This is a genomic window from Burkholderia sp. AU33803, assembly GCF_002223095.1.
Classification (GTDB): domain Bacteria; phylum Pseudomonadota; class Gammaproteobacteria; order Burkholderiales; family Burkholderiaceae; genus Burkholderia.
Window position 1 is genome coordinate 365,737 of the sequence record NZ_NKFJ01000009.1, and the last position, 26,340, is coordinate 392,076.

General features: G+C 65.2%; 20 protein-coding genes. 10 read left to right on the forward strand and 10 right to left on the reverse strand.

Going from position 1 to position 26,340, the window contains the following annotated elements:
• Positions 1-111: 111 nt before the first annotated feature.
• The 8 genes from CFB41_RS36205 to CFB41_RS36240 all read right to left on the reverse strand — a co-directional run bounded on the left by CFB41_RS36205 (position 112) and on the right by CFB41_RS36240 (position 10,872).
• Complete coding sequence (locus CFB41_RS36205; RefSeq protein ID WP_089460014.1) at positions 112-1,686, reverse strand: Na+/H+ antiporter; 1,575 nt, start codon at positions 1,684-1,686, stop codon at positions 112-114.
• A gap of 146 nt (positions 1,687-1,832) precedes the next feature.
• The gene (locus CFB41_RS36210; RefSeq protein ID WP_179250323.1) at positions 1,833-2,345 is read right to left on the reverse strand and encodes a DUF3331 domain-containing protein; all 513 of its coding nucleotides are present in this window, start codon (positions 2,343-2,345) and stop codon (positions 1,833-1,835) included.
• 122 nt (positions 2,346-2,467) lie between these two features.
• Positions 2,468-2,731 carry a hypothetical protein gene (locus tag CFB41_RS36215; RefSeq protein WP_144030001.1) on the reverse strand — a complete coding sequence of 88 codons (264 nt, stop codon included), beginning with the start codon at positions 2,729-2,731 and terminating at the stop codon, positions 2,468-2,470.
• Positions 2,732-3,421: a response regulator gene (locus CFB41_RS36220; protein WP_089460017.1), complete on the reverse strand. Its 690-nt coding sequence runs from the start codon at positions 3,419-3,421 to the stop codon at positions 2,732-2,734.
• Positions 3,422-3,533: 112 nt separating this feature from the next.
• Complete coding sequence (locus CFB41_RS36225; RefSeq protein ID WP_089460147.1) at positions 3,534-4,976, reverse strand: efflux transporter outer membrane subunit; 1,443 nt, start codon at positions 4,974-4,976, stop codon at positions 3,534-3,536.
• 4 nt (positions 4,977-4,980) lie between these two features.
• Positions 4,981-8,124, reverse strand: a complete 3,144-nt coding sequence (locus CFB41_RS36230; protein ID WP_089460018.1) for a multidrug efflux RND transporter permease subunit — start codon at positions 8,122-8,124, stop codon at positions 4,981-4,983.
• Positions 8,125-8,144: 20 nt separating this feature from the next.
• Complete coding sequence (locus CFB41_RS36235) at positions 8,145-9,302, reverse strand: efflux RND transporter periplasmic adaptor subunit (RefSeq protein ID WP_089444015.1); 1,158 nt, start codon at positions 9,300-9,302, stop codon at positions 8,145-8,147.
• Between the two features lie 430 nt (positions 9,303-9,732).
• Entirely contained in the window at positions 9,733-10,872 is a 1,140-nt protein-coding gene (locus CFB41_RS36240) for an ATP-binding protein (protein WP_089460019.1), read from the reverse strand.
• Between the two features lie 560 nt (positions 10,873-11,432).
• On the opposite strand from CFB41_RS36240, the gene CFB41_RS36245 reads away from it, so the two are divergent.
• The 6 genes from CFB41_RS36245 to CFB41_RS36270 all read left to right on the forward strand — a co-directional run bounded on the left by CFB41_RS36245 (position 11,433) and on the right by CFB41_RS36270 (position 21,337).
• Positions 11,433-12,347 (forward strand): S9 family peptidase, encoded by a 915-nt coding sequence (locus tag CFB41_RS36245; RefSeq protein WP_089460020.1) that lies wholly within the window; start codon positions 11,433-11,435, stop codon positions 12,345-12,347.
• Between the two features lie 674 nt (positions 12,348-13,021).
• Positions 13,022-14,740: a tetratricopeptide repeat protein gene (locus CFB41_RS36250; protein WP_218828720.1), complete on the forward strand. Its 1,719-nt coding sequence runs from the start codon at positions 13,022-13,024 to the stop codon at positions 14,738-14,740.
• Positions 14,741-15,701: 961 nt separating this feature from the next.
• Positions 15,702-17,492: an acyl-CoA dehydrogenase gene (locus CFB41_RS36255; protein WP_069250176.1), complete on the forward strand. Its 1,791-nt coding sequence runs from the start codon at positions 15,702-15,704 to the stop codon at positions 17,490-17,492.
• An 81-nt stretch (positions 17,493-17,573) separates the two neighbouring features.
• Entirely contained in the window at positions 17,574-19,202 is a 1,629-nt protein-coding gene (locus CFB41_RS36260) for an electron transfer flavoprotein-ubiquinone oxidoreductase (RefSeq protein WP_373558683.1), read from the forward strand.
• Between the two features lie 48 nt (positions 19,203-19,250).
• Positions 19,251-20,444, forward strand: a complete 1,194-nt coding sequence (gene bktB / locus CFB41_RS36265; protein WP_089460023.1) for a beta-ketothiolase BktB — start codon at positions 19,251-19,253, stop codon at positions 20,442-20,444.
• A 38-nt stretch (positions 20,445-20,482) separates the two neighbouring features.
• Complete coding sequence (locus CFB41_RS36270) at positions 20,483-21,337, forward strand: 3-hydroxybutyryl-CoA dehydrogenase (protein ID WP_089460024.1); 855 nt, start codon at positions 20,483-20,485, stop codon at positions 21,335-21,337.
• A 62-nt stretch (positions 21,338-21,399) separates the two neighbouring features.
• Here the strand turns inward: CFB41_RS36270 and CFB41_RS36275 are convergent, their stop codons facing one another.
• A complete protein-coding gene (locus CFB41_RS36275) occupies positions 21,400-22,071 on the reverse strand; it encodes a TetR/AcrR family transcriptional regulator (RefSeq protein ID WP_089460025.1) in 672 nt (223 codons plus the stop codon).
• Between the two features lie 94 nt (positions 22,072-22,165).
• Here CFB41_RS36275 and CFB41_RS36280 point away from each other — a divergent pair, with 94 nt between their 5' ends.
• Together CFB41_RS36280 and CFB41_RS36285 are read left to right on the forward strand one after the other, a co-directional pair.
• Complete coding sequence (locus CFB41_RS36280; RefSeq protein WP_089460026.1) at positions 22,166-22,996, forward strand: NAD(P)H-binding protein; 831 nt, start codon at positions 22,166-22,168, stop codon at positions 22,994-22,996.
• Entirely contained in the window at positions 22,993-23,478 is a 486-nt protein-coding gene (locus CFB41_RS36285; protein ID WP_089460148.1) for a DUF1772 domain-containing protein, read from the forward strand. Before CFB41_RS36280 ends, CFB41_RS36285 begins: the two co-directional genes overlap by 4 nt.
• Before the next feature lie 75 nt (positions 23,479-23,553).
• Here CFB41_RS36285 and CFB41_RS36290 read toward each other — a convergent pair whose 3' ends face one another.
• Entirely contained in the window at positions 23,554-24,354 is an 801-nt protein-coding gene (locus CFB41_RS36290) for a helix-turn-helix transcriptional regulator (RefSeq protein ID WP_089460027.1), read from the reverse strand.
• Positions 24,355-24,444: 90 nt separating this feature from the next.
• Between CFB41_RS36290 and CFB41_RS36295 the strand changes: the two genes are divergently transcribed.
• Positions 24,445-25,353 carry a DMT family transporter gene (locus tag CFB41_RS36295; RefSeq protein WP_089444047.1) on the forward strand — a complete coding sequence of 303 codons (909 nt, stop codon included), beginning with the start codon at positions 24,445-24,447 and terminating at the stop codon, positions 25,351-25,353.
• Between the two features lie 26 nt (positions 25,354-25,379).
• Complete coding sequence (locus tag CFB41_RS36300) at positions 25,380-26,327, forward strand: ATP-binding protein (RefSeq protein ID WP_373558685.1); 948 nt, start codon at positions 25,380-25,382, stop codon at positions 26,325-26,327.
• Positions 26,328-26,340 lie beyond the last annotated feature (13 nt).

Sequence of the window (26,340 nt, forward strand, 5' to 3'; positions counted from 1 at the left end):
GGGGCTTCGCAGTGTGCTGGGCGTCGATGGACGCTTTTATGCGGTTTGATGGAGAAATGATGGAGCGGTAACGGGCCTGAAGGCGTTGCGTCTCCATCGATGGCGATCGCGTCACGCCTTCGCGGAAATGGCGCGGAGTTCCTCGAGATCGAGGTCGCGCGTCAGTTCGTGCAGCGTGTGCTCGTCGATGTCGCCGGCGCGGTAGAGGCGCATGAGCTCGGCCCGTCCCGCCGCGATCAGTTCCAGCACGGTGTCCGAACGCGCCACGAGGTGGGGCTTGTATTCGTCGGCGTGCCGCGCGTAGCGGGCCATGTCCTCGGCCTTGTGCCGGTGAATGTCCAGGAGCATCGGGTGAACGAGTTCGCCTGCCGCGTTGTAGGCCCGTTTTGACATCAACTCGTACTGCACCTTGGCAATCACGGCCTGCGCCTCGCTCATGCTCAGGCGAGGCTGGTCGCTTTTCGGCGCCGCGAGCCCGGTCCAGCGGATCACGGCGCCGAGCGATTGCCCCTGCACCAGCACGGTGGCGAGGATGACGGCGATGGCGGTGACGAGGATGAAATCGCGCCCCGGAAAACTCTCCGGCAGGCTGGCGGCGAGCGCCAGGGTGATCACCCCTCGCATGCCGGCCCAGCTCAACACCGTGGCATCGGCCAGCCCGAGCGGATGAAAGCGCGTCACGCCCAGCTTCCGCAGCAGGATGAGCGCGCCGTCCGACACATACACCCAGGCAAACCGCGCGAGGATGACGGCCAGCACGACGATCAGCACCGGGATGCCCATCTCCGCGAGCATCGAGTCGAGCCCGTCGCCCCGCTGGATCAACTCATGCAGCGAGGATCCGATGATCAGGAACACGAACGCCTCGAGAATGAAGATCGTGACGGACCAGAAGCCGGTGCCGTACAGGCGCGCCGACGCGCCGAGCACGCGGTGCTGGAACCAGGCGCAGATGAGGCCCGTCGTCACCGTGGCGATCACCCCCGACACGTGGAAGCGCTCGGCCAGCAGATAAGCGCCCCACGCACACAGCGGGCCGGCGGCGATGATCAGGCTGTCTTCGTCGAGATGGCGCATCAGGATGACCCAGGCGCCGCCCACGAACGCGCCGACCAGTACGCCGCCCAGCGCCAGCAGGGCGAAGCTGCCGAGCGCTTCGGCCGGACTGAACAGGCCCGTCACGCCCGCTGCCACCGCGAAGCGGAACAGCACGAGGCCCGTTGCGTCGTTGAACAGGCTCTCGCCCTCCAGGAGGATCAGGAGGCGGCGCGGCAGTTTCACCTGCTGCAGCGCGGCGCGGGCCGACACCGCATCCGGCGGCGCGACCAGCGCGCCCAGCGCCGCGCAGGCCGCCCAGGGCAGGGCGGGCACGAGCCAGTGGGCGACGAGGGCCACCACGACCGTGGTGAAGAGCACCGCCCCGATCGCCAACGCGCCGACACCCAGCATGTGCCGGCGCAGATGGTCGAGTGAGATGCCCAGCGCGCTGTCCATCAGCAACGGGGGCAGGAAAATCACCAGCACCAGTTCCGGATCGATATGCACCTCGGGCAGGCCGGGCAGAAAGGCGATGAAACCGCCGCCGATGATCAGGGCGACGGCAGGCGGCAGCCCGAGCTTGTGCCCGACGTAGTGCAAGACAAGGATCGCCAGGAGCAGCGCGATCATCAATTCGAAAATAGCCATGGTGAGGGTTCTGTAGTCGGCGCTTCAGCGCTTCGGTGATGAGTGGCCCATGAGCGCTTCGCCCGGGTGGAAGGCGCACTGAGCGGCCCGTTTTCCAGGACCCGGACAACGCCAGCGCCAGGCCGGGAGGGGGAGTAGCGCCACGTCTATGTCGTGATCCGCGCAAAGTCGATACAGGCGATGTGAATGGCGAGAATCATCGCGGACCCGTTCGTCGGTCGGCCATTTCGCGCGCTTGGCCGAAAAATCTCGTCGCCCGGGTTGATGGGCATCCCGCTCATCGCGCATAACCCTGGCCGTCGGGCAAATCCTTTGTGCCAGTTTTGATAGCCGTAATGTCCGCCCGTCGAATCCCGCCACGACAGCACCACCGTGCTGGCCGTCGGTTGATCCAGGAAATCGATCGTCGCGCTGCACCTCGATCGATCGCCCGAAGTCATTTTTCTGCGTGAATCGACCGCGCCATCCTTGCGTTGCCGGTTGAGGCGCGCGCCGTCGCTGCATGCGTTGAGCGAGTGCATCATGTGGCGCCAGCGTTCCTCCGGTTCGATTGCGTCGGTCGGAATCAACGTCACGCGGCCCGTCCGTGAATCGTCGCTTCTTTCCGGTTCGCGCGCATCGCCATCGATCGACGAAGAGACATTGTCCTGATTGCTCATTTCGACCCTCGCTGCGCGCATGCGGTTGATCAGATCTCTGGAAAAGACGTTTTACCGATAACGCTTCGAAAGCAACGGAATCACAGCGTGGCCTCGAGCGTGCAATGCGCGTCGGCCTGTTGCTATGAGCCCGTTCTGCGCGCCAGTCTGACGAGATCGACGATCGTCGCGACCAGCGCGGCCAGCAAGACGGCCGCCAGCATCAGATAGCTCGGCGTCTCACGGATCACCACCACGATCGGGTTGTCGGTCGCGGAAGACGACACGGCCACGAACAGGCCGTAGGCGACGAACCATCCGGTCGCGATCGTCAGCACGCCTGCGACCGTCAGGAGTCCGACGATCCGCGCCATGTGCCTTGTGCCGCCGCGATCCATGACGCGCATTCACTGGGTGCTGCGCAGCCGGTAGCCGACCCCGCGCATCACCTCCGGCATCCCGGACGCGCCCGCGCATTCGAGCTTCTTGCGCAGCCGGCTGATGTGGCTGTCGACGGTGCGCTCCAGCGCATCGACGTCGGCGAGGCAGGCATCGATCAGTTCGCTGCGCGTGAACACGCGGTTCGGCGAGCCGGCCAGGTGCGCGAGCAGCCGGAATTCGGTCAGCGTCAGCGAGACGCCGGTTGCTCCGGTGTCGGTGCGGACGGTGGTCAGATAGCTTTGCGTGTCGATTTCAAGGTTGCCGACCTTGATGAAGCGCCCGGACGTGGCCGTTTCGAAACGACGCAGGATCGCGCGGATGCGCGCGACCACCTCGGCCGGGTTGAACGGCTTCGTGATGTAGTCGTCCGCGCCGAAACGCAGCCCCTGCAAGCGATCGATCTCGCGGTCGAGCGCCGTGATGATGACGATCGGCGTGTCGTTGCGGCGGCGCAGTTCGACCAGGACTTCCCAGCCGTCCTTCTTCGGCATCCTGACGTCGAGCAGGATCAGGTCGGGTTTCAGGACGGGCTCCACGTCGAGCACCGCCTGGCCGTGATCGACGCGGTAGGTGCGAAAGCCGTCGTGGGCGAGGTACGCGTCGAGTATGTCGGCGATCTCCGGATCGTCTTCGGCAATGAGTATCAGAGGGTTCATCGGGTTCACTGGAAGTGAGCGTGACCGTGGGCGATCCGGCGGCGCGGCACGTGCGCCGCCGGACTTCACCGTGCTTTCGGTCGTCGCGAACGGATGGGCGACGGCCCATTGCTCAGTTGTTTGCCACGCTGTTGGCGGGAGGCACGTCGGTGTCGGTCAGCCCGCCACCGAGCGCCTTGTAGAGCGCGACCGCGTTGCCCAGTTCGGCGTTGCGCAGATCCAGCAACGTCTGGCGCGCGGCATACAGCTGGCGCTGCGAGTCGAGCAGTTCCAGCCGGTCCTCGATGCCGGCGCGATAGCGCAGGTTCACGAGATCGGTGCGGCGCTCGGCGCTCTTGACGACCTTGGTCTGCGCGTCGATCTGGCGGCTGAAGGTCTCGCGCCCGGCGAGGCCGTCGGCCACTTCGCGGAACGCGGTCTGGATCGAGCGTTCGTACTCCACGACCGCGCTGGACTTGCGCACTTCCGCGAGATTCAGCTCGGAACGCAGCCGGCCGCCCTGGAAGATCGGCAGCGTGACCTGCGGTGCGAAACTCCACACGCGCTGGCCGCCGTCGAACAGGCTGCCCAGCCCCGGGCTGAGGAAGCCGATCGACGACGTCAGCGACAGGCGCGGGAAGAACGCCGCGCGCGCCGCGCCGATGTCGGCGTTGGCGGCGACGAGATTCTGCTCGGCCTGCTGGATGTCCGGCCGGCGGTACAGCAGTTCCGACGGCAGGCCGGCCGGCAGTTTGGTCATCACCGGCTGGCGCTCCAGCGACAGCGGATCGGGCAGGTTCTTCGGCAGGTCGGTGCCGACCAGCAGCCGCAGCGCGTTGCCCGCTTGCTCGACGGCGCGCGAACGCGCCTCGAGATCGGCGCTGGCGCTCGCGACCTGGCCTTCGGCCTGCGCGATGTCGACGCCGCTCGCCTGGTCGGCGAGCTTCAGGCGCCGCGCGAGGTCGAGCGACTGGCGCCAGTCGTTCAGCGTGCGTTCGGACAGCGCGCGCTGCTCTTGCGCGAGACGCTCGGCGAAATACGCGTTGGCCACGGAGCCGACGAGCGCGATCTGCACTGCCCGGCGGCCGTGATCGGTCGCGAGGTAGCGCGCGAACGCGGCATCCGACAGCGACTTCACGCGGCCGAACAGGTCGATCTCGAACGCGCTGAGACCGATGTTCACGCCGTACTGGTTCTGCGTGTTCTCGAGCAGCGGCGGGTTCGACTGCGAGTCGGCGGCCGTGCGCTGGCGCGTGAAGCTCGCGCCGGCGCCGATCGACGGCAGGCGCGCGGAACGCTGGATGCCGTACTGCGCTTCGGCGGCCTGAACGTTCAGCGCGGCCAGGCGCAGGTCGCGGTTGTTCTCGAGCGCGAGCTCGATCAGGCGCTGCAGGCGACGGTCGCCGAACATCGAGCGCCAGCCGAGATCGGCGGCGTTCGCGTGCTGGTCGGCCGCGACCGCGGTCGTATAGGCGGTCGGCACCGGCAGCTCGGGCTTGACCAGCTTCGGCGCCATCGAGCACGCCGACAGCGCGAGCGTGGCGGAAACCGCTGCGGAAAGAATGAGTAATCGCATGGCATCAACCTTCATGTTCGTGGGTCACGGCGGCGGGCTTCTTGCCGGAAGCGCGCCATGCCGAGAGGCGTTCCTGGATGCTCATCACGAACACGTAGAAAACCGGAACGAAGAAAATGGCCAGCACGGTGGCGGTCACCATGCCGCCGAACACGCCGGTGCCGATCGCGTGCTGCGTCTCGGCGCTGGCGCCGGTCGCGATCATCAGCGGAACGACGCCGAGGCCGAACGCGAGCGAGGTCATCAGGATCGGGCGCAGCCGCAGCCTGGATGCCTGCACGGCCGACTCGATCAGCCCCATGCCTTCCTCGCGCAACTGCTTCGCGACTTCCACGATCAGGATCGCGTTCTTCGCCGACAGGCCGATCACGGTGATCATCCCGACCTTGAAGAACACGTCGTTCGGCATCCCGCGCAACATCACCGCGGCGAGCGCGCCGATCAGGCCGAGCGGCACCACCAGCATCACCGACAGCGGAATCGCCCAGCTCTCGTAGAGCGCCGCGAGCACCAGGAACACGACGACCATCGACAACGCCATCAGCATCGGCGCCTGCGAAGCCGACTCACGCTCCTGCAGCGACTGGCCGGTCCACGCGACCGTGAAGCCCGGCGGCAACTGCGCGGCCAGATGCTCCATCTCGGCCATCGCCGCGCCGCTGGAGTAGCCGGGGGCCGAGCCGCCGGAGATCCGTGCGGACGGGTAACCCTGGAAGCGCACCAGCTGCAGCGGGGTTTCCGACCAGACCGGACGCACCACTTCGGACAGCGGCACCATGCCGCCGGTCGCGTTGCGCACGTAGAGCTTCATCACGTTCTCGATCTGCATGCGGGCCGGCGCATCCGCCTGGATGATCACCTGCTGCATGCGGCCCGCGTTCGGGAAGTCGTTCACGTAGGTCGAACCCATCGCGGCCGACAGCGTGTCGCTGATGGTCGTGAACGACACGCCGAGCGCTTCGGCCTTGTCGCGGTCGATGTCCAGCTTCACGCTCGTGCCGGCCGGCAGGCTGTCCGGATAGACGCCGGTCACCACCTTGCTTTGCGCGGCCAGTTCGAGCAGCTTGGCTTCAGCCGCCTTGAGCGCCGCGTAGCCCTGGTTCGCGCGATCCTGCAGTCGCATCGTGAAGCCCGAGCTGGTGCCCAGCCCGTCGATCGCCGGCGGCAACAGGCTCATGACCGTGCCTTCCGTCACGCCGCCCATCGCGGCCTGCGCGCGCATCGCTTCGTCCATCGCGTTTGCCCCGTCGCGCTTGTCCCAGTCCTTGAGCACCGCGTAGTTCAGCGCCGCGTTGGAGCCGAGGCCCGAGAAGCCGTAGCCGATGATCGAGATGCTCGACTCGATGCCCGGACGCGACGCGAGATGCTTCTCGAGGGTCTTGACCACGTCGCCCGTGCGCTCGACGGTCGAATCCGACGGGAGCAGGAAGCCGGTCATGAAGTAGCCCTGATCTTCCTCGGGCAGGAACGACGACGGCAGCATGCGGAAGCCGAACACCAGCGCGGTGGAAATCGCGACGAACAGCAGCATCACCCGGCCCGTGCGGCCGACCAGCTTGCCGACGCGCGTTTCGTACCAGCTCGTCATGCGGTCGAAGCGGCGGTTGAACCAGCCGAAGAAGCCGCGCTTCTCGTGGTGGCCATGCTCGATCGGCTTGAGCATCGTCGCGCACAGGGCCGGCGTCAGCGTCAGCGCGAGCAGGGCCGAGAACATGATCGACACGGCCATCGACATCGTGAACTGCTGATAGATCACGCCGACCGAACCGCTCGACATCGCCATCGGCAGGAACACGGCCGTCAGCACCAGCGTGATGCCGATGATCGCGCCGGTGATTTCCTTCATGGCCTTGATCGTCGCGTCCTTCGGCGACAGGCCTTCTTCCACCATCAGGCGTTCGACGTTTTCCACGACGACGATCGCATCGTCGACGATGATGCCGATCGCGAGCACCATGCCGAACATCGTCAGCACGTTGATCGAGAAGCCCGTCATCAGCATGACCGTGAAGGTGCCGAGCATCGCCACCGGCGCGACGATCGCCGGGATCAGCGTGTAGCGCACGTTCTGCAGGAACAGGTACATCACCAGGAACACGAGCACCATCGCTTCGATCAGCGTGTGAATCACCTTCTCGATCGAGATCTTCACGAACGGCGCGGTATCGAACGGGATCGAGTACGTCATGCCGGCCGGCATCGTCTTGGCGATCATGTCCAGCTGCTCGCGCACGGCCTCGGCGGTCTTCACCGCGTTGGCGCCCGGCGCCAGCTGCACGCCGGCGAAGGTCGCGGGTTTGCCGTTCTCGCTGTTGACGAAGGTGAACGACTGCGGGCCGAGTTCGACCCGCGCGACGTCGCCGAGCACGACCTTCGAGCCGTTCGCGTTCGCGCGCAGCACGATCTTCGCGAACTGCTCGGGCGACGTGAGCTGGCCTTGCGCGGTGAGCGGTACCGTCACGCGCTGGCCCGGCAGCGCGGGCGCCGCACCGAGGCTGCCAGGGGCGATCTGCACGTTCTGCTGCGCGATGGCCGTCGTCAGGTCGTTCATCGACAGGCCGTAGGTGATCAGCTTCTGCGGATCGACCCAGATGCGCATCGCCTGTTCGGAGCCGAACAGCTGCACCTTGCCGACGCCTTCGACACGACGCAAGTCCTCGACGACGTTGCGCGCCATGTAGTCGGCCAGCGCGTTTTCGTCATAGCGGCCGCTGTCCGACTTCAGGCCGACGAACAACAGGAAGCCGGTGGAGGCAGACTCGACGATCACGCCGTTTTGCCGCACGACGGGCGGCAGGCGCGGCTCGACCGACTTGAGCTTGTTCTGCACTTCGACCTGCGCCATCGCCGAATCGGTGCCGGGCTTGAAGGTCGCGGTGATCTTCGCCTGGCCGGACGTATCCGACGCCGATTCGAAGTACAGCAGGTTGCGGACGCCAGACAGTTCGCGCTCGATGAGGCTCAGCACGCTGTCGGTCATCGTCTGCGGCGTGGCGCCCGGATAGGTGGCGGTAATGGTGACGGTCGGCGGCGCGACCGACGGATAGCGCGCAACCGGCAGTTCGGGGATGGCGATCAGGCCCAGCAGGATGATGAAGAGGGCGATCACCCACGCGAAGACCGGGCGCCGGATGAAGAATTGGGACATGACTGGATGCTCCCCGTGACTCAGTGCGACGAAGCGGTCTTGACCGCTTCAGGCGCCTTCCAGGCGGTCGCCGTCACGGGCGCGCCGTCGCTCAGGCGCTCCATGCCTTCGACGACGATCTTCTGGCCCGCCTGCAGCCCCGACTTGATGCGGTAGCTGCGGTTCGTCAGCTCGCCCACCTCGACGGCCTTCAGGTGCGCCTGGCTCTTCGCGTCGAGCACCCAGACCTGCGGCTTGCCGCCCGCGCGGACGATCGCCTGTTGCGGCACGGTCAGCGCGTTCTCGAAGTGCCCACGCGGGATGCGGGCACGCACGTACATGCCCGGCAGCAGCTCGCGCTTCGGGTTGTCGACCAGCACGCGCAGCAGCACGTCGCCGGTGCCCGGGTCGACGTTGACGCCCGAGAACAGCATGCGGCCCTTCACGTCGTAGCGCGAGTCGTCGTCGCGCAGCACGTCGACCGGCAGGCCGTTGCCCGCGGTGTCCGGCTGGGCCGCGAGCGCGCCGCGCAGCGCTTCGAGCGATGCGGCCGGCTGACGCACGTCCACGTAGACCTGGTCGATCTGCTGGATGCGTGCCATCGGCTGGCTGTCGCTGCTCGCGACCAGCGCACCCTCGGTCACGAGGGCCTGGTCGATGCGGCCCGTAATCGGCGCTTCGACGGTCGCGAACTTCAGGTCGAGCTGGCGGCGGGCGAGCGTCGCGCGCGCCTGCGCGACGTCGGCGGCCGCCTGGTCGCGTTGCGACACCGAGTCGTCGTACACCTGACGGCTGATCGCGTCGGCCTCGACCAGCGGCTTGAGGCGGGTGGTCTGCACCTTGGCCCGCGCGAGCGCGGCTTCCGCGCGTTGCAGGGCGGCCGCGGCCGTGTCCATGTCGGCCTTGAACGGCGCCGGGTTGATCTGGAACAGCGGCTGGCCGGCACGGACTTCCGTGCCCTGCTCGAACAGCCGCCGCTGCACGATGCCGCTGACCTGCGGCCGGATCTCGGCGATCCGGACGGCCGCGACGCGGCCCGGCAGGTCTTCGGTCAGGTCGAGGGGCGCGGCCGCCAGCGTCATCGCCGCAACCGGAGTGGCCGGCGCGGCCGCCTGCTGTTCGGTGGGCCCGCAGCCCGCCAGCATCGCCGCCACCAGCGCGCACACGGCACCGTAGCAGGCTCGTTTCTGATTTTTCATGTGGACTCCATGTGACGCAGGCATCCAGTGGCCCGCATTTTCGGATCGAAGTGTGCGTGCGCCCGATGGAGTTTTTTGTGCGGAAAGATGGAGGTTTGATGGAGGGCGTGAAAGAGTGGCGGGAGGGGGATTCGCAGGCGGAGTGAGCCGGACGATGATGGGCGCCGGGGGGGCTTGGCGCTATCTGGAAGCGGGATGGGCGGCGCGGGCATCCCGGAATGGCGCAATCGTCTGATGAAATGCCGGTGGCTGTGTGTGCCATCGGCATGCCCGGGCCGGCGCGCGGGGGATGCGATTGCGCGGTTCGCTTGGGTGGGCGGCGGCGCGGGATGGATCAGGGCCGGCGCGCCTCCCGTTCCGCTGCCGGAGCGGCCGGGGGGGCGAGGAGGCGGGGCGGCGCACAAGGCGTGTCTACCGCTCGCCGAGAGGCCTAACGCGGGTCTGTGTCGGCGGTGCGCTGCGTCGTGGACGGCAGGTCGTTCCGGCTCGGCGCGGCCGTGCGCGCCGATGCGGGGCTGTCGGGCCAGCGCAACGCGAACGACGTGCCGCCGCGCGCGGTTGGGCGACACGATGCTTCTCCGTCGTGCGCCTGCGCAATGGCCGCCACCACGGCCAGCCCCAGGCCGCTGCCGCCCTTCTGGTCGGAATGCGTATCGTCCACGCGCCGGAAGGCATCGAAGATCCGGGCCGCGCAATCGGCGGGGATCCCCGGGCCTTCGTCTTCGACCACCAACTGGCACGCTCCGTTTTCGATCCGAGTGCGAATGCGGATCGCACCGGGCACCGCGTAGCGCCGTGCATTCTCCAACAGCGCAAGCAGCGCCTGGCGCATCCGGAAAGCGTCGCAGCGCACGGGCCGCGTATCGAGATCGAGCACCATGTGTTGACCGGCCGCGGCCAGCGAATCCTCGAACATCTCGACGACCGCCTTGACGTGCATCGCCAGGTCGGTCTCCTGGATGTTGACGCTCAGATGCCCGCTTTCGGCGAGGCTGATCACGCGGAGATCCTCGATCAGGCGCGTCAATCCTTCCGCCTGGATCAACAGGCTACGGAACAGCGCCTCGCCCGGCTGGAAGACGCCTTCGGCCAGCCCCTGCAACCGTCCGCGCAAGACCGTGACAGGCGTACGCAGTTCGTGCGCGATCGCGGCGTTCCAGAATGCTTGCTCGTCCGTCATCCGCTGCAGCTGGGCGGCGAGCGCATTGAAGTCGTCCGCGATCAGCGCGGCTTCGCGAATCGATCGATCGCCGGCGACGGCGCGCGCGGTCAGGTCGCCTCTGGCGACGCGGCGAATGCTGTCCGCAACCGAGTTGAGCGGCACGAGGATCCGATGCGCGAGCCGGGTCGACACGACAACGGCGAGTATCAGGCCGATCAGGAGCGTGATGCCCAGGCATATCCACTCGGGGGTGGATGGAATCCAGCTTGCCTGGTGGCAGAACTCGCCCCAGTGCCGGAGCATCACGTAGTAGAACACATAGGTCATCAGCACGACGATCAGCATGATGCCGAGCGCCAGCTCCGCCATCGACACCGCAATCTTGCGGCCCAGACCACTGAGTTTCATTTCGTTCTCCCAAGCGTGGCGTTGCGTCGATTCACGACGGGACAGTCATGCGATTGGATAGCTGTGGCGTCAAGGGAGGGGTGTGATCGTGGCGGGCAAGCCGTATGCGTCGGAGCGTCGAGGTTTCCCGCGGCAGGTATGCCGGAGGGGTGATGTCGCTTTAGGCCGGAAAAGGCCGGGCTGGTATCGACGGGATCGTTCCCGGCCGACAGAGACAGCGGCCAAACAGCGCGATGTGTGCGGGACGGTATGCGTTCTTCAATCATGGTGTCCGCTCGGGATTCTGCTATTCACTTCATCGAGTCGCAATATTACCGCACGTAATTGGCCATCGGATGACACGATGATTCGGTGTACGTTGGAACGCGCGCGGCGAGATCGTCGTTTTCACGCTGCTGTTGGGGATGGTGAGGTTCGGCTTGAAGTTGCGGCGCCGGTCTATCCGCCCGTGACTGACGCCGCCGCAACATGCACCTTCGCCGCCCGGATACACTGACGCCTTCGCCGTAGGCATCGCGGCAGCGTGGGCCGTCGGCTGCGGATTCGTGGAGAGATCACCCATGAGCATCGTCGTTCGTCGAAACCGGATCGCTAGCCGATTAGGCCGGGTGCTCATCTTGGGCGCGTTGATCGCTGCCGTCGTCGGCTGTGCGGCGACGGCGGTCGACGACACGTCCATCGCGCCGGATCTGCATGAAACCGTCGTCAAGGTGCCGGTCGACGAGGGGGCAAGCACGCGCGACATCGTCGCCACCACCTACATGCCGGATGGCCCCGGCCCCTTTCCGCTGATCGTGCTGAGCCACGGCAGCCCGCCCGATCCGCGCGACCGGCCGAAGGTGCGCCGCTATCGCGCGTTGCCGCAGATCCGGACGTTCGTGAAGCTCGGCTTCGCGGTCATCGTGCCGATCCGCCGCGGGTATGGAGCGACGGGCGGGGTCGATGAAGAGGATGCGGGTTCGTGCCGGCATCCCGATTACCTCGCTGCGGGGCAGCAGGCCGCGCGCGATGTGCTCGCAGCCGTGCGGTATGCGCAGACGTTACCGCAGGTGGATCGAAACCGCGTCGTGCTGGTCGGGCAATCGGCGGGTGGGTTTGCTTCGCTGGCGGCGGCGAGCTACGCGCCGCAGGGGGTGGTTGCGGTGGTGAATTTCTCGGGTGGGCGTGGCGGGAACCCGACGACTCATCCCGGCATGCCCTGTGATCCGAAGCAGATGGCCGACACGATCGGGCATTTCGCGAGTACGACGCGGGTGCCGGTGCTGTGGCATTACGTGCAGAACGACAAGTATTTCGCGCCGGAGGTCGTGGCGACGTGGTTTGCCGCGTTTCAGGGGGCGGGTGGGCGCGGGCAGATGATTGTTGAACCGCCGTTTGGCAAGAACGGGCACGGGATGTTTGCTGTTAAGGACGCGATTCCCATTTGGTTGCCGCACTTTGAGGCGTTTGTGGGGCCGTTGATGGCGGTGAAGTAGGGGGAATCGGGTCAGGCGTCCTGTTTGAGGCAAGGTCTGGCAGCGGCCGTTACCGACCCGGAGCGGGCTCCTGGCATGTCAAAGCATCAACGACTCTTTGCAAAGTGAAGCTGCCGTTCGTGCGGCGAGATCCGCGGTCGAGTCATCGGCGTCAGCTGACGTTCGTCGATCAATGCTAGGGTAACTGCATACCAATCCAGATCGGTTCTTCGTCACGCGAGAACATCGAATAGTACCTATCCACTGTACACTCCTCATTCGCCTATCGCCGCTCACCCCAGAAATCGCATACCGTCCGCACTATTAGCTGAGGCGCCATCAAATCCAAGCATTCACCTGTGGGGGCAATCACCCTTTTTTGTGCGTAAAATGTCGGCTAGCGTTGAAAAGATCCAGAAGATCAAAAGCTCGTGGCTGGCCGACCTTCCACTCACGGTCTCTATTTAATTTTACTCACCATTCACAAGAGAAATAAATTGGCAAAATTATCCGAGACCTACATTAAATATGGAGTATCGATAGACTTAGCTTTGAAATATGAGGGATTGAAACTTTCGGTCTCAAGCTGCAGAGCACTGAGTTCAATAGTGTTATCAGAGAGATTCGGGATTGACGAACACGAGTCTGCCTTCGTTAAACGTTGCATCAGCCGACAACCCATAGATGAAGATGTAGTGCATAAATTGCTTGAGGCAAGCAACTACTTGTGCTGCTGCTGTAAAGGCAAGAAATCTGATTCTTACATAATTCATCATATTGAAGAATACGAAAAATCACAGAATAACAGCTATGAAAATCTGGCTGTTCTGTGCCCTAACGATCACGATTTAGCGCACAGTCAATCAAATCTTACAATTCGGCTAACACGTGAACATATCCGGAAAAGCAAGTTAGCGTGGGAATTACAGGTTCGCTTGCACAACGTCGCCGCAGCTGACAGCTTGCAAAGAGATCAGGTACTACTGAAGCTTCCGAGATATGTTGAGCTTACACAGGAAATTGAGAGGCTCAATGTTGTTGCCGAAGATCGAAAGAAAATAATCGACCGGACTGACGCATACTTTCAGACGGAGATCAACCAGTATCAATTCCGACTGGATACTCTCGAGCGCGAAAAGAGCTCCATTGAAGAACAGGTTGAGAAATTGGCCACCCAACTGGCGGCCATGGACTTTGACAGATCATCGAGTTTGACTTTAAAGGCTTCGAGTTACTTTTTGTCCGGAAATCTTGAAGCAGCTCTGGCAGTATTGAATGAATCAGCACTCGATGAAGAATTTGCGGAAATGGAAGGGCAGGAACAGAGACTTGCATCGTCAATGCTCAGTAACGCCCACGCTCGGCTTCTACGCGCCAAACTGCTTTTCATTGACGGCTCGACTGAGGATGCTGCAAAAGCAGCAGACTATGCATTGACACATATTGAAAAACTCGCCTCAACGCATCAGGCGAATTTCAATTTCGAATTGATTAGCGCACTAGAAGAAGTGGGATCGCTACATTATAACATTTGCAACTATCAAAAAGCCTTAGACATTTTCGAGCAGGGGGATACGCTTAGCAACAAATTGTACGGTGAGGGGGAAGTCGCTCATCTTCCGGTGCATATTCTCATTGTTCAAAATATTGGCGCCTGTTACTACAGCATGGGCTTGCCACAGAGAGCCTTAGAGTATTTAGAGCAGGCTTACGGCGATACAAGTAAGCTACTTTCCACCTATCGACCTGGTGACAAAACTACAGGGAGCCAGCCAGCACTGATTGAGTTGTTTGAAAAAAATAAATTGATGATATTGACCAACATCGGGGCATCGCGCTGGCAAACTGGTGATCACGCTGGAGCTATTTCTGCCTATCTGCAGGCCAAGGACGTCTGTGAAAGATTGATTCAAAAAAATGATGCAAAAGATAACGAGGCAGTATTCAGATACTACCACGGATTGGGTGCAAGTTACTTCCAAACGAGTAACTATCAGGAAGCTTTGAATGCTTATCAACGAGCAGTGGATGTTTCCGATAAACTGACCGACAGAGAAAAGAGAGTTCTCATATGTGAGCTGGCGGACCTGTATCGGGATGTATGCTCGTGTCACCTGCAGCTAAATGATGCAGCTCTAGCCATGCGTTACTGCGATGCGGCAAATGATTTGTACGATCGGATGGACCCACGTTTCTCGACGGCCATGTCGATGCATCATGTAGATGCTATTCTTTACAAGATTATCCTCACCAGAATAGATCTGGGAGATGAGATGGATGTAGAGTTTCTTCGGGACAAGGCGTTGGCTATTTGCGATCGGTATCCGGATGAGGCCAACAAGCATGGGTACAGGCAGATCATCGACAACGTAGCGCAGAAACCGGGACATCGAATAATAGATAGCAAGGAGTAGGGGCAAGAAAGCGATCGGGCGCGAGTACTCGCGTTTGGAAATGAAAGACCGTTTACGGATGCGCAGCGGTTGCACGAATGTCCAGACAGAGATCGAGACAAGTGACTCCCCGTGGCCGGTTGCCGTGTTTGGGCAACGATTCCGCGGAAGATCTCTACCCCGACGTCGTGCCATGCCTGAAACAGTTGCGCGAAGCCGGAACTCTGGTCGGTATCGCAGGGAATCAACCCGTCGGAACGGAACACGCGCTCCGCGCACTCTGCGTGTCGACGGATATCGTCGCGTCGTCCCCGTCCTGGGGTGTCGAAAAGCCGGACACACGCTTTTCGAACCCATCGTTGCCGAAACGATCGAGCTCGATCCGTCGCATTTACGTCGGGGATCGGCTCGACGACGATGTCGAACCGCGCGTCTGGCAGGCATGGTTTCGGTGTTTTTGCGGCGCGGCCCGTGTGCACGGATCCAGTCGCGCTCAGGACGGTTCGCGACCCCGACCCACGTCATAGACGATCTTTCGTCACTTCCGTGTGTGTTGCTCGGAAATTGGGCGCTCTATGACCTCCGCGTGATCGTTTCCACACTAGGTGCTTCCCGGCTTCGCGCCGGAATCGTCTACCGGCGCGCGGCCCACGTCGCGGCTCAAGGTAAACCCTTGTCCCGGAAATCCCCACACAAACCTGGCCGCCTCGACCGCACCCTCCCGCCAACGCGGCACACCGTTTGCTCGCCAATCCCCAAACCGCCAAACGAGAATCCGCCCAAACCCCCACCCAGCCGGCCTTCCCCCGCCCAACCCCCCCCAATCCCGTGGCCGATTTTGTCACCACATGGGCCGGATATGACAATAAGAATCGCCTGCCCTAGGATTACGATGCCTCACGTCGACGCCCGGGCCTGAGCCGTTTTTCCCGCCTCTCGCCCGATAGCGCCCCTCATATACCGTCTGATTGGAACATCGACCATGAGCTATCACGCCCCCGTCAAGGACATGCTGTTCGTGCTGAAGGAACTGGCCGGCATCGACGCCGTTGCGCAGTTGCCGGGCTTCGAGGATGCCGGTTACGACACGGCGCAGGCCGTGCTCGACGAATCCGCGAAGTTCTGCGGCGAGGTGCTGGCCCCGCTGAACGTCGAAGGCGACCGCAACCCGAGCAGCTGGAAGGACGGCGTCGTGACCGCAACGCCGGGCTTCGGCGAAGCATTCCGCCAGTTCGTCGAAGGCGGCTGGCAGGGGTTGCAGCACCCGTCCGAATACGACGGCCAGGGGCTGCCGAAGCTGATCGCGACGCCGTGCATCGAGATGCTGAACGCATCGAACCTGTCGTTCGCGCTCTGTCCGCTGCTCACCGACGGCGCGATCGAAGCGCTGCTGACGGCCGGCACCGACGAACAAAAGCAGCGCTACGTGCCGAAGCTGATCTCCGGCGAATGGACCGGCACGATGAACCTGACCGAGCCGCAGGCCGGCTCCGATCTCGCGCTGGTGCGCTCGCGCGCGGAGCCGCAGGGCGACGGCACGTACAAGGTGTTCGGCACGAAGATCTTCATCACGTGGGGCGAGCACGACATGGCGGACAACATCGTCCACCTGGTGCTGGCGCGCACGCCGAACGCGCCGGAAGGCGTGAAGGGCATCTCGCTGTTCATCGTGCCGAAGTTCCTCGTCAACGACGACGGCTCGCTCGGCGCACGCAACGACGTGCACTGCGTGTCGATCGAGCACAAGCTCGGGATCAAGGCGAGCCCGACGGCGGTGCTGCAGTACGGCGACCACGGCGGCGCGATCGGCTACCTGGTCGGCGAGGAAAACCGCGGCCTCGAATACATGTTCATCATGATGAATGCGGCGCGCTTCGGCGTCGGCATGCAGGGGATCGGCGTGGCCGACCGTGCCTACCAGAAGGCCGCGGAATTCGCGAAGGAACGCGTGCAGAGCCGTCCGGTCGATGGTTCGGCCAAGCAGTCGGTGACGATCATCCATCACCCGGACGTGCGTCGCATGCTCGGCACGATGCGCGCGCTGACCGAAGGCGCACGGGCGCTGGCCTACGTGGCCGCCGCGCACAGCGACATTGCCCACCGCCATTCGGACGAGGCGACGCGGGCGCGTCATCAGGCAATCTACGAGTATCTGGTGCCGGTGGTGAAGGGCTGGAGCACGGAGATGGTGAACGACGTGGCGAGCCTGGGCGTGCAGGTGCACGGCGGGATGGGCTTCATCGAGGAGACGGGTGCAGCGCAGTATTACCGCGATGCCCGTATCCTGGCGATCTACGAAGGCACGACGGCGATCCAGGCGAATGACCTGGTGGGCCGCAAGACGATGCGCGACGGCGGCGCGGTGGCGAAGGCGCTGATCGCGGAGATCGGCGACACGGTCGCGGCGCTGGGCAAGCTGGACGGCGCGGCGGCCGCGTCGGTGAAGGCGCAGCTGGAGAAGGGCGCGAAGGCGCTGTCGTCGGTGGTCGATTACGTGGTGGCGAACGTGAAGCAGGACCCGAACGCGGTGTTCGCGGGCAGCGTGCCGTACCTGAAGCTGGCGGGCGTGGTGCTGTGCGGATGGCAGATGGGGCGCGCGCTGGTGGCGGCGCACGCGAACCGCGCGAGCGATCCGGCGTTCTTCGATGCGAAGATCGCGATCGCGCAATGCTATGCGGAGCACGTGCTGGTGCAGGCGGGCGCATTCGAAGCGTCGATCGTCGGCACGAAGGGCAACGAGGGCGTGCTCGCGTTGACGGAAGACCAGTTCTGACCGGCTGACGGTCGGGACGCAGGAGGAGACAGGATTTTGACCACACAGGACTTGCTCGCGCAGTACGGCCCGCGCGAATCGATGGAATACGACGTCGTGATCGTCGGCGGCGGCCCCGCCGGGCTGTCGGCGGCGATCCGGCTCAAGCAGCTGGCCGCCGAGAAAGGCACCGAGATCGGCGTGTGCGTGCTCGAGAAGGGTTCCGAGATCGGCGCGCACATCCTGTCGGGCGCGGTGATGGATCCGCGCGCGATCACCGAGCTGTTCCCCGACTGGAAGGAACGCGGCGCGCCGCTCGACGTCGAGGTGACGGAAGACCGCTTCCTGTTCCTGTCCGAGAAGAGCGCGGTCACCACGCCCAACTGGGCGCTGCCCGCCAACTTCCAGAACCACGGCAACTACGTGATTTCGCTGGGCAACGTCACGCGCTGGCTTGGGGCACAGGCCGAAGCGCTGGGCGTCGAGATCTTCCCGGGCTTCCCTGCCGCCGAGATTCTCTACAACGACGACGGCTCCGTGAAGGGTGTCGCGACCGGCAACATGGGCGTGGGCAAGGACGGCGAACCGACCGAGAATTTCCAGCTCGGCATGGAGCTGCACGCGAAATACACGCTGTTCGCCGAAGGCTGCCGCGGCCACCTTGGCCGTCAGCTGATCTCGAAGTTCAAGCTCGACGCGAATGCCGATCCGCAGGCCTACGGGATCGGCATCAAGGAACTGTGGGAGATCGATCCGGCCAAGCACAAGCCGGGCCTCGTGATCCACACGGCCGGCTGGCCGCTGAAGTCGGATACGTACGGCGGCTCGTTCCTGTATCACATGGACAACAACCAGGTCGTGGTCGGCTTCGTGGTGGGCCTCGGCTACACGAACCCGTACCTGTCGCCGTTCGAGGAATTCCAGCGCTACAAGACGCATCCGTCGATCCGCGCGTTCCTCGAAGGCGGCAAGCGCGTGTCGTACGGCGCGCGTGCGATCACGGCGGGCGGGCTGCTGTCGCTACCGAAGACGGTGTTCCCGGGCGGCGCGCTGATCGGCGACGACGCGGGCTTCCTGAACGCATCGCGGATCAAGGGCAGCCACGCGGCGATCAAGACCGGCATGCTGGCCGCCGACGCCGCGTTCGACGCGGTGCAGGCCGGCCGCCAGAGCGACGAACTGAACGCGTACCCGGATGCGTTCAAGCAGTCGTGGCTGTACACGGAGCTGTACCGCGCGCGCAACTTCAAGCAGTGGATGGCGAAGGGCCTGTACCTCGGCACGCTGATGGTCGGGCTCGAGCAGAAGGTGATGGGCGGCAACGTGCCGTGGACGCTGCACCACAAGCATGCGGATCACGAGATGCTGAAGCCGGCGTCGCAATGCCAGCCGATCGAGTATCCGAAGCCGGACGGCAAGCTGACGTTCGACCGCCTGTCGTCGGTGTTCATCTCGAACACGAACCACGAGGAGAACCAGCCGGCGCACCTGACGCTGAAGGACGCGAGCGTGCCGGTGAACGTGAACCTGCACACGTACGCGGGGCCGGAGGGGCGTTTCTGCCCGGCGGCGGTGTACGAGTTCGTGAAGAACGACGACGGCAGCGACCGCCTGGTGATCAACGCGCAGAACTGCGTGCACTGCAAGACCTGCGACATCAAGGACCCGACGCAGAACATCGTGTGGGTCACGCCGGAAGGCGGCGGCGGGCCGAACTACCCGAACATGTAACGCAACGCATCCCCGCGCCTGCGGGCGCGAACGAACCGGAGTGAGACGATGAGCAATGCAGCGAAAGAAGTCGTGGTGGTGAGCGGTGTTCGTACCGCGATCGGTGATTTCGGCGGCAGCCTGAAGGATTTCTCGCCGACCGACCTCGGTGCGAAGGTGGTGGCCGAAGTGCTGTCGCGCGCGAACGTGCCGGGCGACGCAGTCGGGCATGTCGTGTTCGGCCACGTCGTGAACACCGAGCCGAAAGACATGTATCTCGCGCGCGTCGCGGCGATCAACGGCGGCGTGGCGCAGCACACGCCCGCGCTGACCGTGAACCGCCTGTGCGGGTCGGGCCTGCAGGCGATCGTGTCGGCCGCGCAGACGATCATGCTCGGCGACGCCGACATCGCGATCGGCGGCGGCTCGGAAAGCATGAGCCGCGCTCCGTACACCGTGCCGGCCGCGCGCTTCGGCCAGCGCATGGGCGACGGCAAGCTCGTCGACATGATGCTCGGCGCGCTGCACGATCCGTTCCAGACGATCCACATGGGCGTGACGGCAGAGAACGTCGCGGCGAAGTACGGCATCTCGCGCGACGCGCAGGATGCGCTGGCGCTTGAATCGCATCGTCGCGCGGCGCGCGCGATCGCGGAAGGGCGCTTCAAGGATCAGATCCTGCCGATCTCGATCCGCACGAAGAAGGGTGAGGTTGCGTTCGACACCGACGAGCACGTGCGCCTCGAAGCCAGCGCGGATGATTTCACGAAGCTGAAGCCGGTGTTCAAGAAGGAAGACGGCACCGTGACGGCCGGCAATGCGTCAGGCATCAACGACGCGGCTGCCGCCGTCCTGATGATGAGCGCGGACGCCGCGCGCGCGCAGGGTGTGAAGCCGCTCGCCCGGCTCGTCGCGTATGCGCACGCGGGTGTCGATCCGGCGTACATGGGCATCGGCCCGGTGCCGGCCACGCAGAAGGCGCTCGAACGCGCGGGCCTGAAGATCGGTGATCTCGACGTGATCGAGGCGAACGAGGCGTTCGCGGCCCAGGCGTGCGCGGTCACGCAGGAGCTTGGCCTCGATCCGGCGAAGGTCAACCCGAATGGTTCGGGCATCTCGCTCGGCCACCCGATCGGTGCGACCGGCGCGCTGATCACGGTCAAGGCGCTGTACGAACTGAAGCGCATCGGCGGGCGTTACGCGCTCGTGACGATGTGTATCGGCGGCGGCCAGGGGATTGCTGCGATCTTCGAGAACATCTGATAATCGAACGCTCAGCACCCGAACACACAGGAAATTTCATGGCCATCGAAATCGTCGGCGTCGTGGGCGCCGGAACCATGGGCAACGGCATTGCGCAGACCGCCGCCGTTGCGGGTCTCAACGTCGTGATGATCGACGTCAGCGACGCGGCGCTCGAGAAGGGCATCGCGACGCTGAAGGGCAGCCTCGAGCGGCTCGTGTCGAAGGACAAGCTCGACGCCGCCACGCGCGATGCGGCGCTGGCGCGCATCACGACGTCGACCGACTACGCGAAGCTCGCGTCGGCCGATATCGTGATCGAAGCGGCGACCGAGAACGTCGAGCTGAAGGGCCGCATCCTGAAGCAGATCGAGGCCGTCGCGCGGCCCGAAGCGATCATCGCGACCAACACGTCGTCGATCTCGATCACCGCGCTCGCGGCGCCGCTCGCCGATCCGGCGCGCTTCGTCGGCATGCACTTCTTCAACCCGGTGCCGCTGATGCCGCTCGTCGAGATCATCCGCGGGCTGCAGACGAGCGACGCGACTGCCGCGGCGGTGCGTGAGCTGACCGAGCGTTTCGACAAGTCGCCGATCGGCGTGCGCAACTCGCCGGGCTTCGTCGTGAACCGGATTCTCGTGCCGATGATCAACGAGGCGTTCTTCGTGCTGGCGGAAGGCATCGCGTCGGCGGAGGAGATCGACGCGGGGATGAAGCTCGGCGCGAACCACCCGATCGGGCCGCTCGCGCTGGCCGACCTCGTCGGGCTCGACGTGTGCCTCGCGGTGATGGACGTGTTCGTGAAGGACTTCGGCGATCCGAAGTATCGCGCATGCCCGCTGCTGCGCGAGATGGTGACGGCCGGCAGGCTCGGGCGGAAGACGGGGCGCGGGGTGTACGACTACAGCAAGTAAGCGGCAAGTGTTGCCACTTCGCGCGGCCGCCTTCGGGCGGCCGCGTGCATTGAAAGGCGCGACTACGCGCCCAGCACCGACAGATCGCGCGGCAGCGCACGCTTGAACATCGCGAGAATCTGCTGCGCCGCCTTCGGCGGCAGCGTGATCGCATGGCGCACGGCCGCCGCGATCTGGATCATCATCAGCTCGGCGAATGTGCTCCGTTGCGCATGCGGAATCTCGGGCGCCACTTCGCCCAGCGCATCGGCGAACAACCCCGCCAGGAATGCCCCGTCCGCCCGGTCGAGCGCCTGCAGCGCGCGGTCGGCCTGCGTGGCCCGCCAGATGTCGCGCATCAGCGGCTCGTCGACGAACATCCGGTAGTAGCTGTCCGTGATGCGGGCGAGCGTGGCGTGCAGGTCGTCGAGCGTCTTCATCGTCGCGAGGTCGCGTCGCACGCAGACGTGGCCCGCTTCGTTGTAGCGCTCCGCGAGCGTGCCGATCACGGCCGCCTTGTCCGGGAAGTACTGGTACAGCGAACCGAACGAGATGCCCGTGCGTTCGACGATGTCGCTCATCCGGAACGCATCGCAGCCTTTCTCGATCATCACCTCCGACGCGCACGCAAGGATGCGCTCGAACCGCTCGCGGCTGCGCTGCTGCGTCGGCACCAGCCGTGCGCGCGCCGGCGCATCCGCCGTGTCCGCTGCCGCTTCGGGCCTGTCGTTCTGCCCCGATTTTTGTCGGCCCATGCCGCCTCCAGAAAAACTTGACGTTGCTAATGCGAGAGTCTATCGTGTTTTTAAAACGCGAGACATTCTCGTATTTTAGCCAAAGGAGACGGTCATGTCGGCACTTCCCATCCTCATCGTCGGCGGTTCGGGCAAGACGGGCGCCCGCGTCGATGCCCGGCTGCGTGCGCGCGGCATCGCGACCCGGCCCGTGTCGCGCACGTCGGCCGTCCGCTTCGACTGGACGGCGCCCGACACGTGGCCGGCCGCGCTCGACGGCGTATCGGCCGCGTACGTGACCTACCAGCCCGATCTGGCCGTCGAAGGCGCGGTGGACGCGATCGCCGCATTCGCGCGGCTGGCGCGGGAGCACGGTGTCGAGCGCGTGGTGCTGCTGTCCGGGCGCGGCGAGCCCCGCGCGCAGGCCGCCGAGGCCGCGCTGCAGGCGTCGGGCGTGGGGTGGGGCGTGGTGCGTGCGAGCTGGTTCAACCAGAACTTCTCCGAGGGCTACCTGATCGACGGCGTGCTGGCCGGTGAAGTCGCGCTGCCGGCCGGCGCGGTGCTCGAGCCGTTCGTCGACGCGGACGACATCGCCGATGTCGCGGTGGCCGCGCTCACCGATGCGCGGTTCGCGAACCGCGTGATCGAGGTCACGGGGCCGCGCGCGCTGACGTTCGCCGAAGCGGTCGAAGAAATCGCACGGGCCGCGGGCCGGCCGGTCGTCTATCGCGAGATTCCGGCCGATGCGTTCGTCGCCGGATTGCGCGAGGCGGGCGTACCGGAGCCGATTGTCGCGCTGCTCGACGATCTGTTCAGTGTGGTGCTCGACGGGCGCAACAGCGCGGTGACGCCCGGTATCGACGCGACGCTCGGGCGGCCGGCACGCGATTTCGCCGACTATGCTCGCGCGACGGCCGCCACCGGCGTGTGGGGAGCACGATCATGATCGCATTCGCGACCACCGCCTTGCTGTGGGGCTCGGCCGTCGGCTGCGGGCTGATGGCCGGCGTGTATTTCGCGTTCTCGACGTTCGTGATGACGTCGCTCGGACGGATTGCGCCGCAGGCCGGCGTGGCTGCGATGAATGCGATCAACGTCGACATCGTGCGTTCGCCGTTCATGCCGCTGTTCCTCGTCACGACGCTGATGGCGCTCGCGCTGGTCGTGCTCGCGTTGTTCCATCGCGAGCAGCCGGGCGCGATGCTGGCGGTCGCGGGCGGCGTGCTGTACGTGGTCGGGATGTTCGCGGTGACGATGGCCGTCAACGTGCCGCTCAACGATGCGCTCGCCGCGGCCGATCCGGCGACCGCGCAGGGCGCGGCGCTGTGGTCGCGCTACGTGCACGACTGGACGATGTGGAATCACGTGCGCACGGTGGCGTCGGCAGCCGCGTGCGTGTGCTTTATCGCGGGGATTGCCGTGCGCTAGCGGCGGTCGTCAGGCGGTGGGCCAGGCCTGCGCGGGCAACCGGTGTTCGGCGAGCGTGCCGCGCACGAACCCGCCCTACGCATAAAACGCCGACGGCGACACGCTGAAATGCCGCTTGAACATCGCGGAAAACGCGCTCTGGCTGCTGTAGCCGTGATCCATCGCGACGGTCAGCACCTTCTCGCCGTGCGCGAGGCGCTTGAGCGCGAGCAGCAGCCGCGCCTGTTCGCGCCAGCGGCGGAAGCTGAGCCCCGTCTCGCGCCGGAACGCGCGATGGAGCGTGCGGACCGACAGCCCGAGCAGGTCGGCCCATTCGGCGACCGTGCGCAGGTCGTCGGGCGCGGCGACGAGCGCGTCGCAGATCGTGCGCAGGCGCGGGTCGTGCGGCCACGGCAGGTACAGCGGCAGCAGCGGCGCGACCGTCACCTCGGCGAGCAGCAGGTGCATCAGGTGATCGTGGCGCGAGCCCGGCGCATAGTCGAGCGGCACATCCACGGCGGCGAGGATCAGCTCGCGCAGCAGCGGATGCACTTCCACGACACAGCTCCGCGCGGGCAGGTGCTCGACCGCGCCCGGCTCGACGAACACGGTGCGCATCTGCACGTCGCCGCTCATCTGCACCGTGTGGTCGAGACCGGCTTCGAGCCACACGCCGCGCGTCGGCGGCACGACCCACGACGCGCCTTCGGACTGCACGTGCATCACGCCCTCGATCGCATAGAGCAACTGCGCGCGGCGATGCCGGTGCGGCGCGATCGACGTGCCGTGCGCGTACGTCGCCGCCATCGCCGATACGGGCATCGGCGTCGATTCGAATGGCAGGTGAGCGCCGGGCGGGGTGGACTCGAGTGTCCGATTGGCGACAAGTCGTGACATTTTGGCGTGAGACAGGCAGGTGGACGGGCGGGCACGATGGCGTTCCCATCCACGCCAACCCCCTGTCAGGATAGTAATCCGTCGAATGCGATGAACAAGTCTCCTTTTCTGTTTCCCTTCTGCGCGATCGCGCTGTGGGCCGGCAACGTGGTCGTGTCGAAGCTGTCGGCGTCGACGATCGACCCGTCGGCGATCACCTTCTACCGGCTGCTGCTCGCCGTCGCGCTGATGAGCGTATTCACGCTGCGCCCCGCGTGGCGCAATCGCGCGGCGCTCGTCGCGCACCTGCCGCAGCTCGCGGTGCTCGGCTTTCTCGCGATGGCGCTGTTCCAGAGCCTGTCCTACGAGGCCGCTAAAACGACCAGCGCGACCAACATGGCGATCATCACGGCGCTCGTGCCGCTGATGACGATGGCGCTCAGCTCGCTGTTGCTCGGCGATCCGCCCAGCGTCGGCATGATCGGCGGCGGGGTGCTGTCGCTCGCGGGCGTCGTCTACCTGATTGCGGAAGGGCACCCGACGACGATCGCCGCGCGCGGCGTGCATACGGGCGACCTGCTGATGCTGGCCGCGTCGGCGGCCTATGCGCTGTATGGCGTATTGCTGAAGCGCTGGCGCATCGGTGCGCTGCCGGCGTGGCAGTCGACCTACGTGCAGGCGCTCGCCGCGCTCGTGTTCATGGTGCCGATGCTGCTGCGCTTGCCCGCGCAGGCGGCATGGCCGACGCGTGCGAGCGTGCCGTTGATCCTGTATGCCGGCGGGCTGGCGTCGGTGGTGCTGCCGTATCTGTGGATGCAGGGCGTGCGGCTGCTCGGCCCGAGCCGTTGCGCGATGTTCATGAACCTGCTGCCGGTGATGACGGCCGGCGGCGCGATCGTGCTGCTCGGCGAATCGCTGAAGCTGTATCACCTGATCGGCGGCGGCGTGGCGCTCGTCGGCGTGGCGATCGCGCAGCGGTTTCCGTTCCAGGCGAGCGCGTCGCAAGGGGTGCGGCAATGAGCGGCGATCGCGACGTGCAGAACCTGATGGCCGCGCTGCCGGACGCGCGTGCTTCCGTCGATGCAACGGCGCTTACGCATCTGCTCGAACGGATCGCAGCCGCGCTCGAAGCGCTGGCGGGCACCGGCCAGCCGGCGCCCGTCGATTTCGACGCGGCCGTTGCATTCCGTTGGCGCGGCTTCGACGGCGGGCCGCGAGCGGCGCCGCTCGAACCGATTGCGGCGCCCGCGCTCATCGCGTTCGATGCGCTGCGCTACGTCGAGCGACAGGTCGCGATCGTCGAACGGAACACGCGGCAGTTCGTGCGCGGGTTCGCGGCCAATCACGTGCTGTTGACCGGCGCGCGCGGCACCGGGAAGTCGTCGATCGTGAAGGCGTGCCTGCAGGCGTTCGCGCCGCAGGGGCTGCGGCTGATCGAGGTCGGCAAGGAACGGTTGAGCGATTTGCCGGTGATCGTCGAGCTGGTGCGGGCGCGGCCGGAACGATACATCGTGTTCTGCGACGACCTGTCGTTCGAGGCGGGCGAGACCGGCTACAAGGAACTGAAGACGGTGCTCGACGGCTCGGTCGCGAGCGACCTGTCGAACGTGCTGGTGTACGCGACGTCGAATCGCCGCCACCTGATGCCCGAGCAGGCGAGCGACAACGCGAACGTGTCGCGTGCGGAGAACGGCGAGCTGCATCCGGGTGACGCGGTGGAGGAGAAGATTTCGTTATCCGAGCGATTCGGGATCTGGGTGACGTTCTACGGGTTCACGCAGGACGCGTATCTGGCTGTTGTCGACAGCCGGCTCGGAGAAGCCGGCTTCGATGCGGAGCGGATTCGCGCGGCGCGCGAACCAGCGCTGCAGTGGGCGCTGGAACGCGGCGCGCGGTCGGGGCGGATTGCCGTGCAGTTCGTGCGGGATTACATCGGGCGGATGGCGGACGAAGGTGACGCGGATGAAAGCGCCCGCGCATTGCGAGCGGGCTGATGCCGCGCGTTGA

Coding starts and splice junctions, on each gene's coding strand:
- CFB41_RS36225 (WP_089460147.1), bottom strand. CDS start 4,976: ATGCGATTACTCATTCTTTCCGCAGCGGTTTCCGCCACGCTCGCGCTG.
- bktB (WP_089460023.1), top strand. CDS start 19,251: ATGAGCAATGCAGCGAAAGAAGTCGTGGTGGTGAGCGGTGTTCGTACC.
- CFB41_RS36295 (WP_089444047.1), top strand. CDS start 24,445: ATGAACAAGTCTCCTTTTCTGTTTCCCTTCTGCGCGATCGCGCTGTGG.
- CFB41_RS36240 (WP_089460019.1), bottom strand. CDS start 10,872: ATGAAACTCAGTGGTCTGGGCCGCAAGATTGCGGTGTCGATGGCGGAG.
- CFB41_RS36290 (WP_089460027.1), bottom strand. CDS start 24,354: ATGTCACGACTTGTCGCCAATCGGACACTCGAGTCCACCCCGCCCGGC.
- CFB41_RS36245 (WP_089460020.1), top strand. CDS start 11,433: ATGAGCATCGTCGTTCGTCGAAACCGGATCGCTAGCCGATTAGGCCGG.
- CFB41_RS36205 (WP_089460014.1), bottom strand. CDS start 1,686: ATGGCTATTTTCGAATTGATGATCGCGCTGCTCCTGGCGATCCTTGTC.
- CFB41_RS36300 (WP_373558685.1), top strand. CDS start 25,380: ATGGCCGCGCTGCCGGACGCGCGTGCTTCCGTCGATGCAACGGCGCTT.
- CFB41_RS36260 (WP_373558683.1), top strand. CDS start 17,574: ATGGAATACGACGTCGTGATCGTCGGCGGCGGCCCCGCCGGGCTGTCG.
- CFB41_RS36210 (WP_179250323.1), bottom strand. CDS start 2,345: ATGAGCAATCAGGACAATGTCTCTTCGTCGATCGATGGCGATGCGCGC.
- CFB41_RS36285 (WP_089460148.1), top strand. CDS start 22,993: ATGATCGCATTCGCGACCACCGCCTTGCTGTGGGGCTCGGCCGTCGGC.
- CFB41_RS36220 (WP_089460017.1), bottom strand. CDS start 3,421: ATGAACCCTCTGATACTCATTGCCGAAGACGATCCGGAGATCGCCGAC.
- CFB41_RS36270 (WP_089460024.1), top strand. CDS start 20,483: ATGGCCATCGAAATCGTCGGCGTCGTGGGCGCCGGAACCATGGGCAAC.
- CFB41_RS36280 (WP_089460026.1), top strand. CDS start 22,166: ATGTCGGCACTTCCCATCCTCATCGTCGGCGGTTCGGGCAAGACGGGC.
- CFB41_RS36215 (WP_144030001.1), bottom strand. CDS start 2,731: ATGCGCGTCATGGATCGCGGCGGCACAAGGCACATGGCGCGGATCGTC.
- CFB41_RS36235 (WP_089444015.1), bottom strand. CDS start 9,302: ATGAAAAATCAGAAACGAGCCTGCTACGGTGCCGTGTGCGCGCTGGTG.
- CFB41_RS36230 (WP_089460018.1), bottom strand. CDS start 8,124: ATGTCCCAATTCTTCATCCGGCGCCCGGTCTTCGCGTGGGTGATCGCC.
- CFB41_RS36255 (WP_069250176.1), top strand. CDS start 15,702: ATGAGCTATCACGCCCCCGTCAAGGACATGCTGTTCGTGCTGAAGGAA.
- CFB41_RS36275 (WP_089460025.1), bottom strand. CDS start 22,071: ATGGGCCGACAAAAATCGGGGCAGAACGACAGGCCCGAAGCGGCAGCG.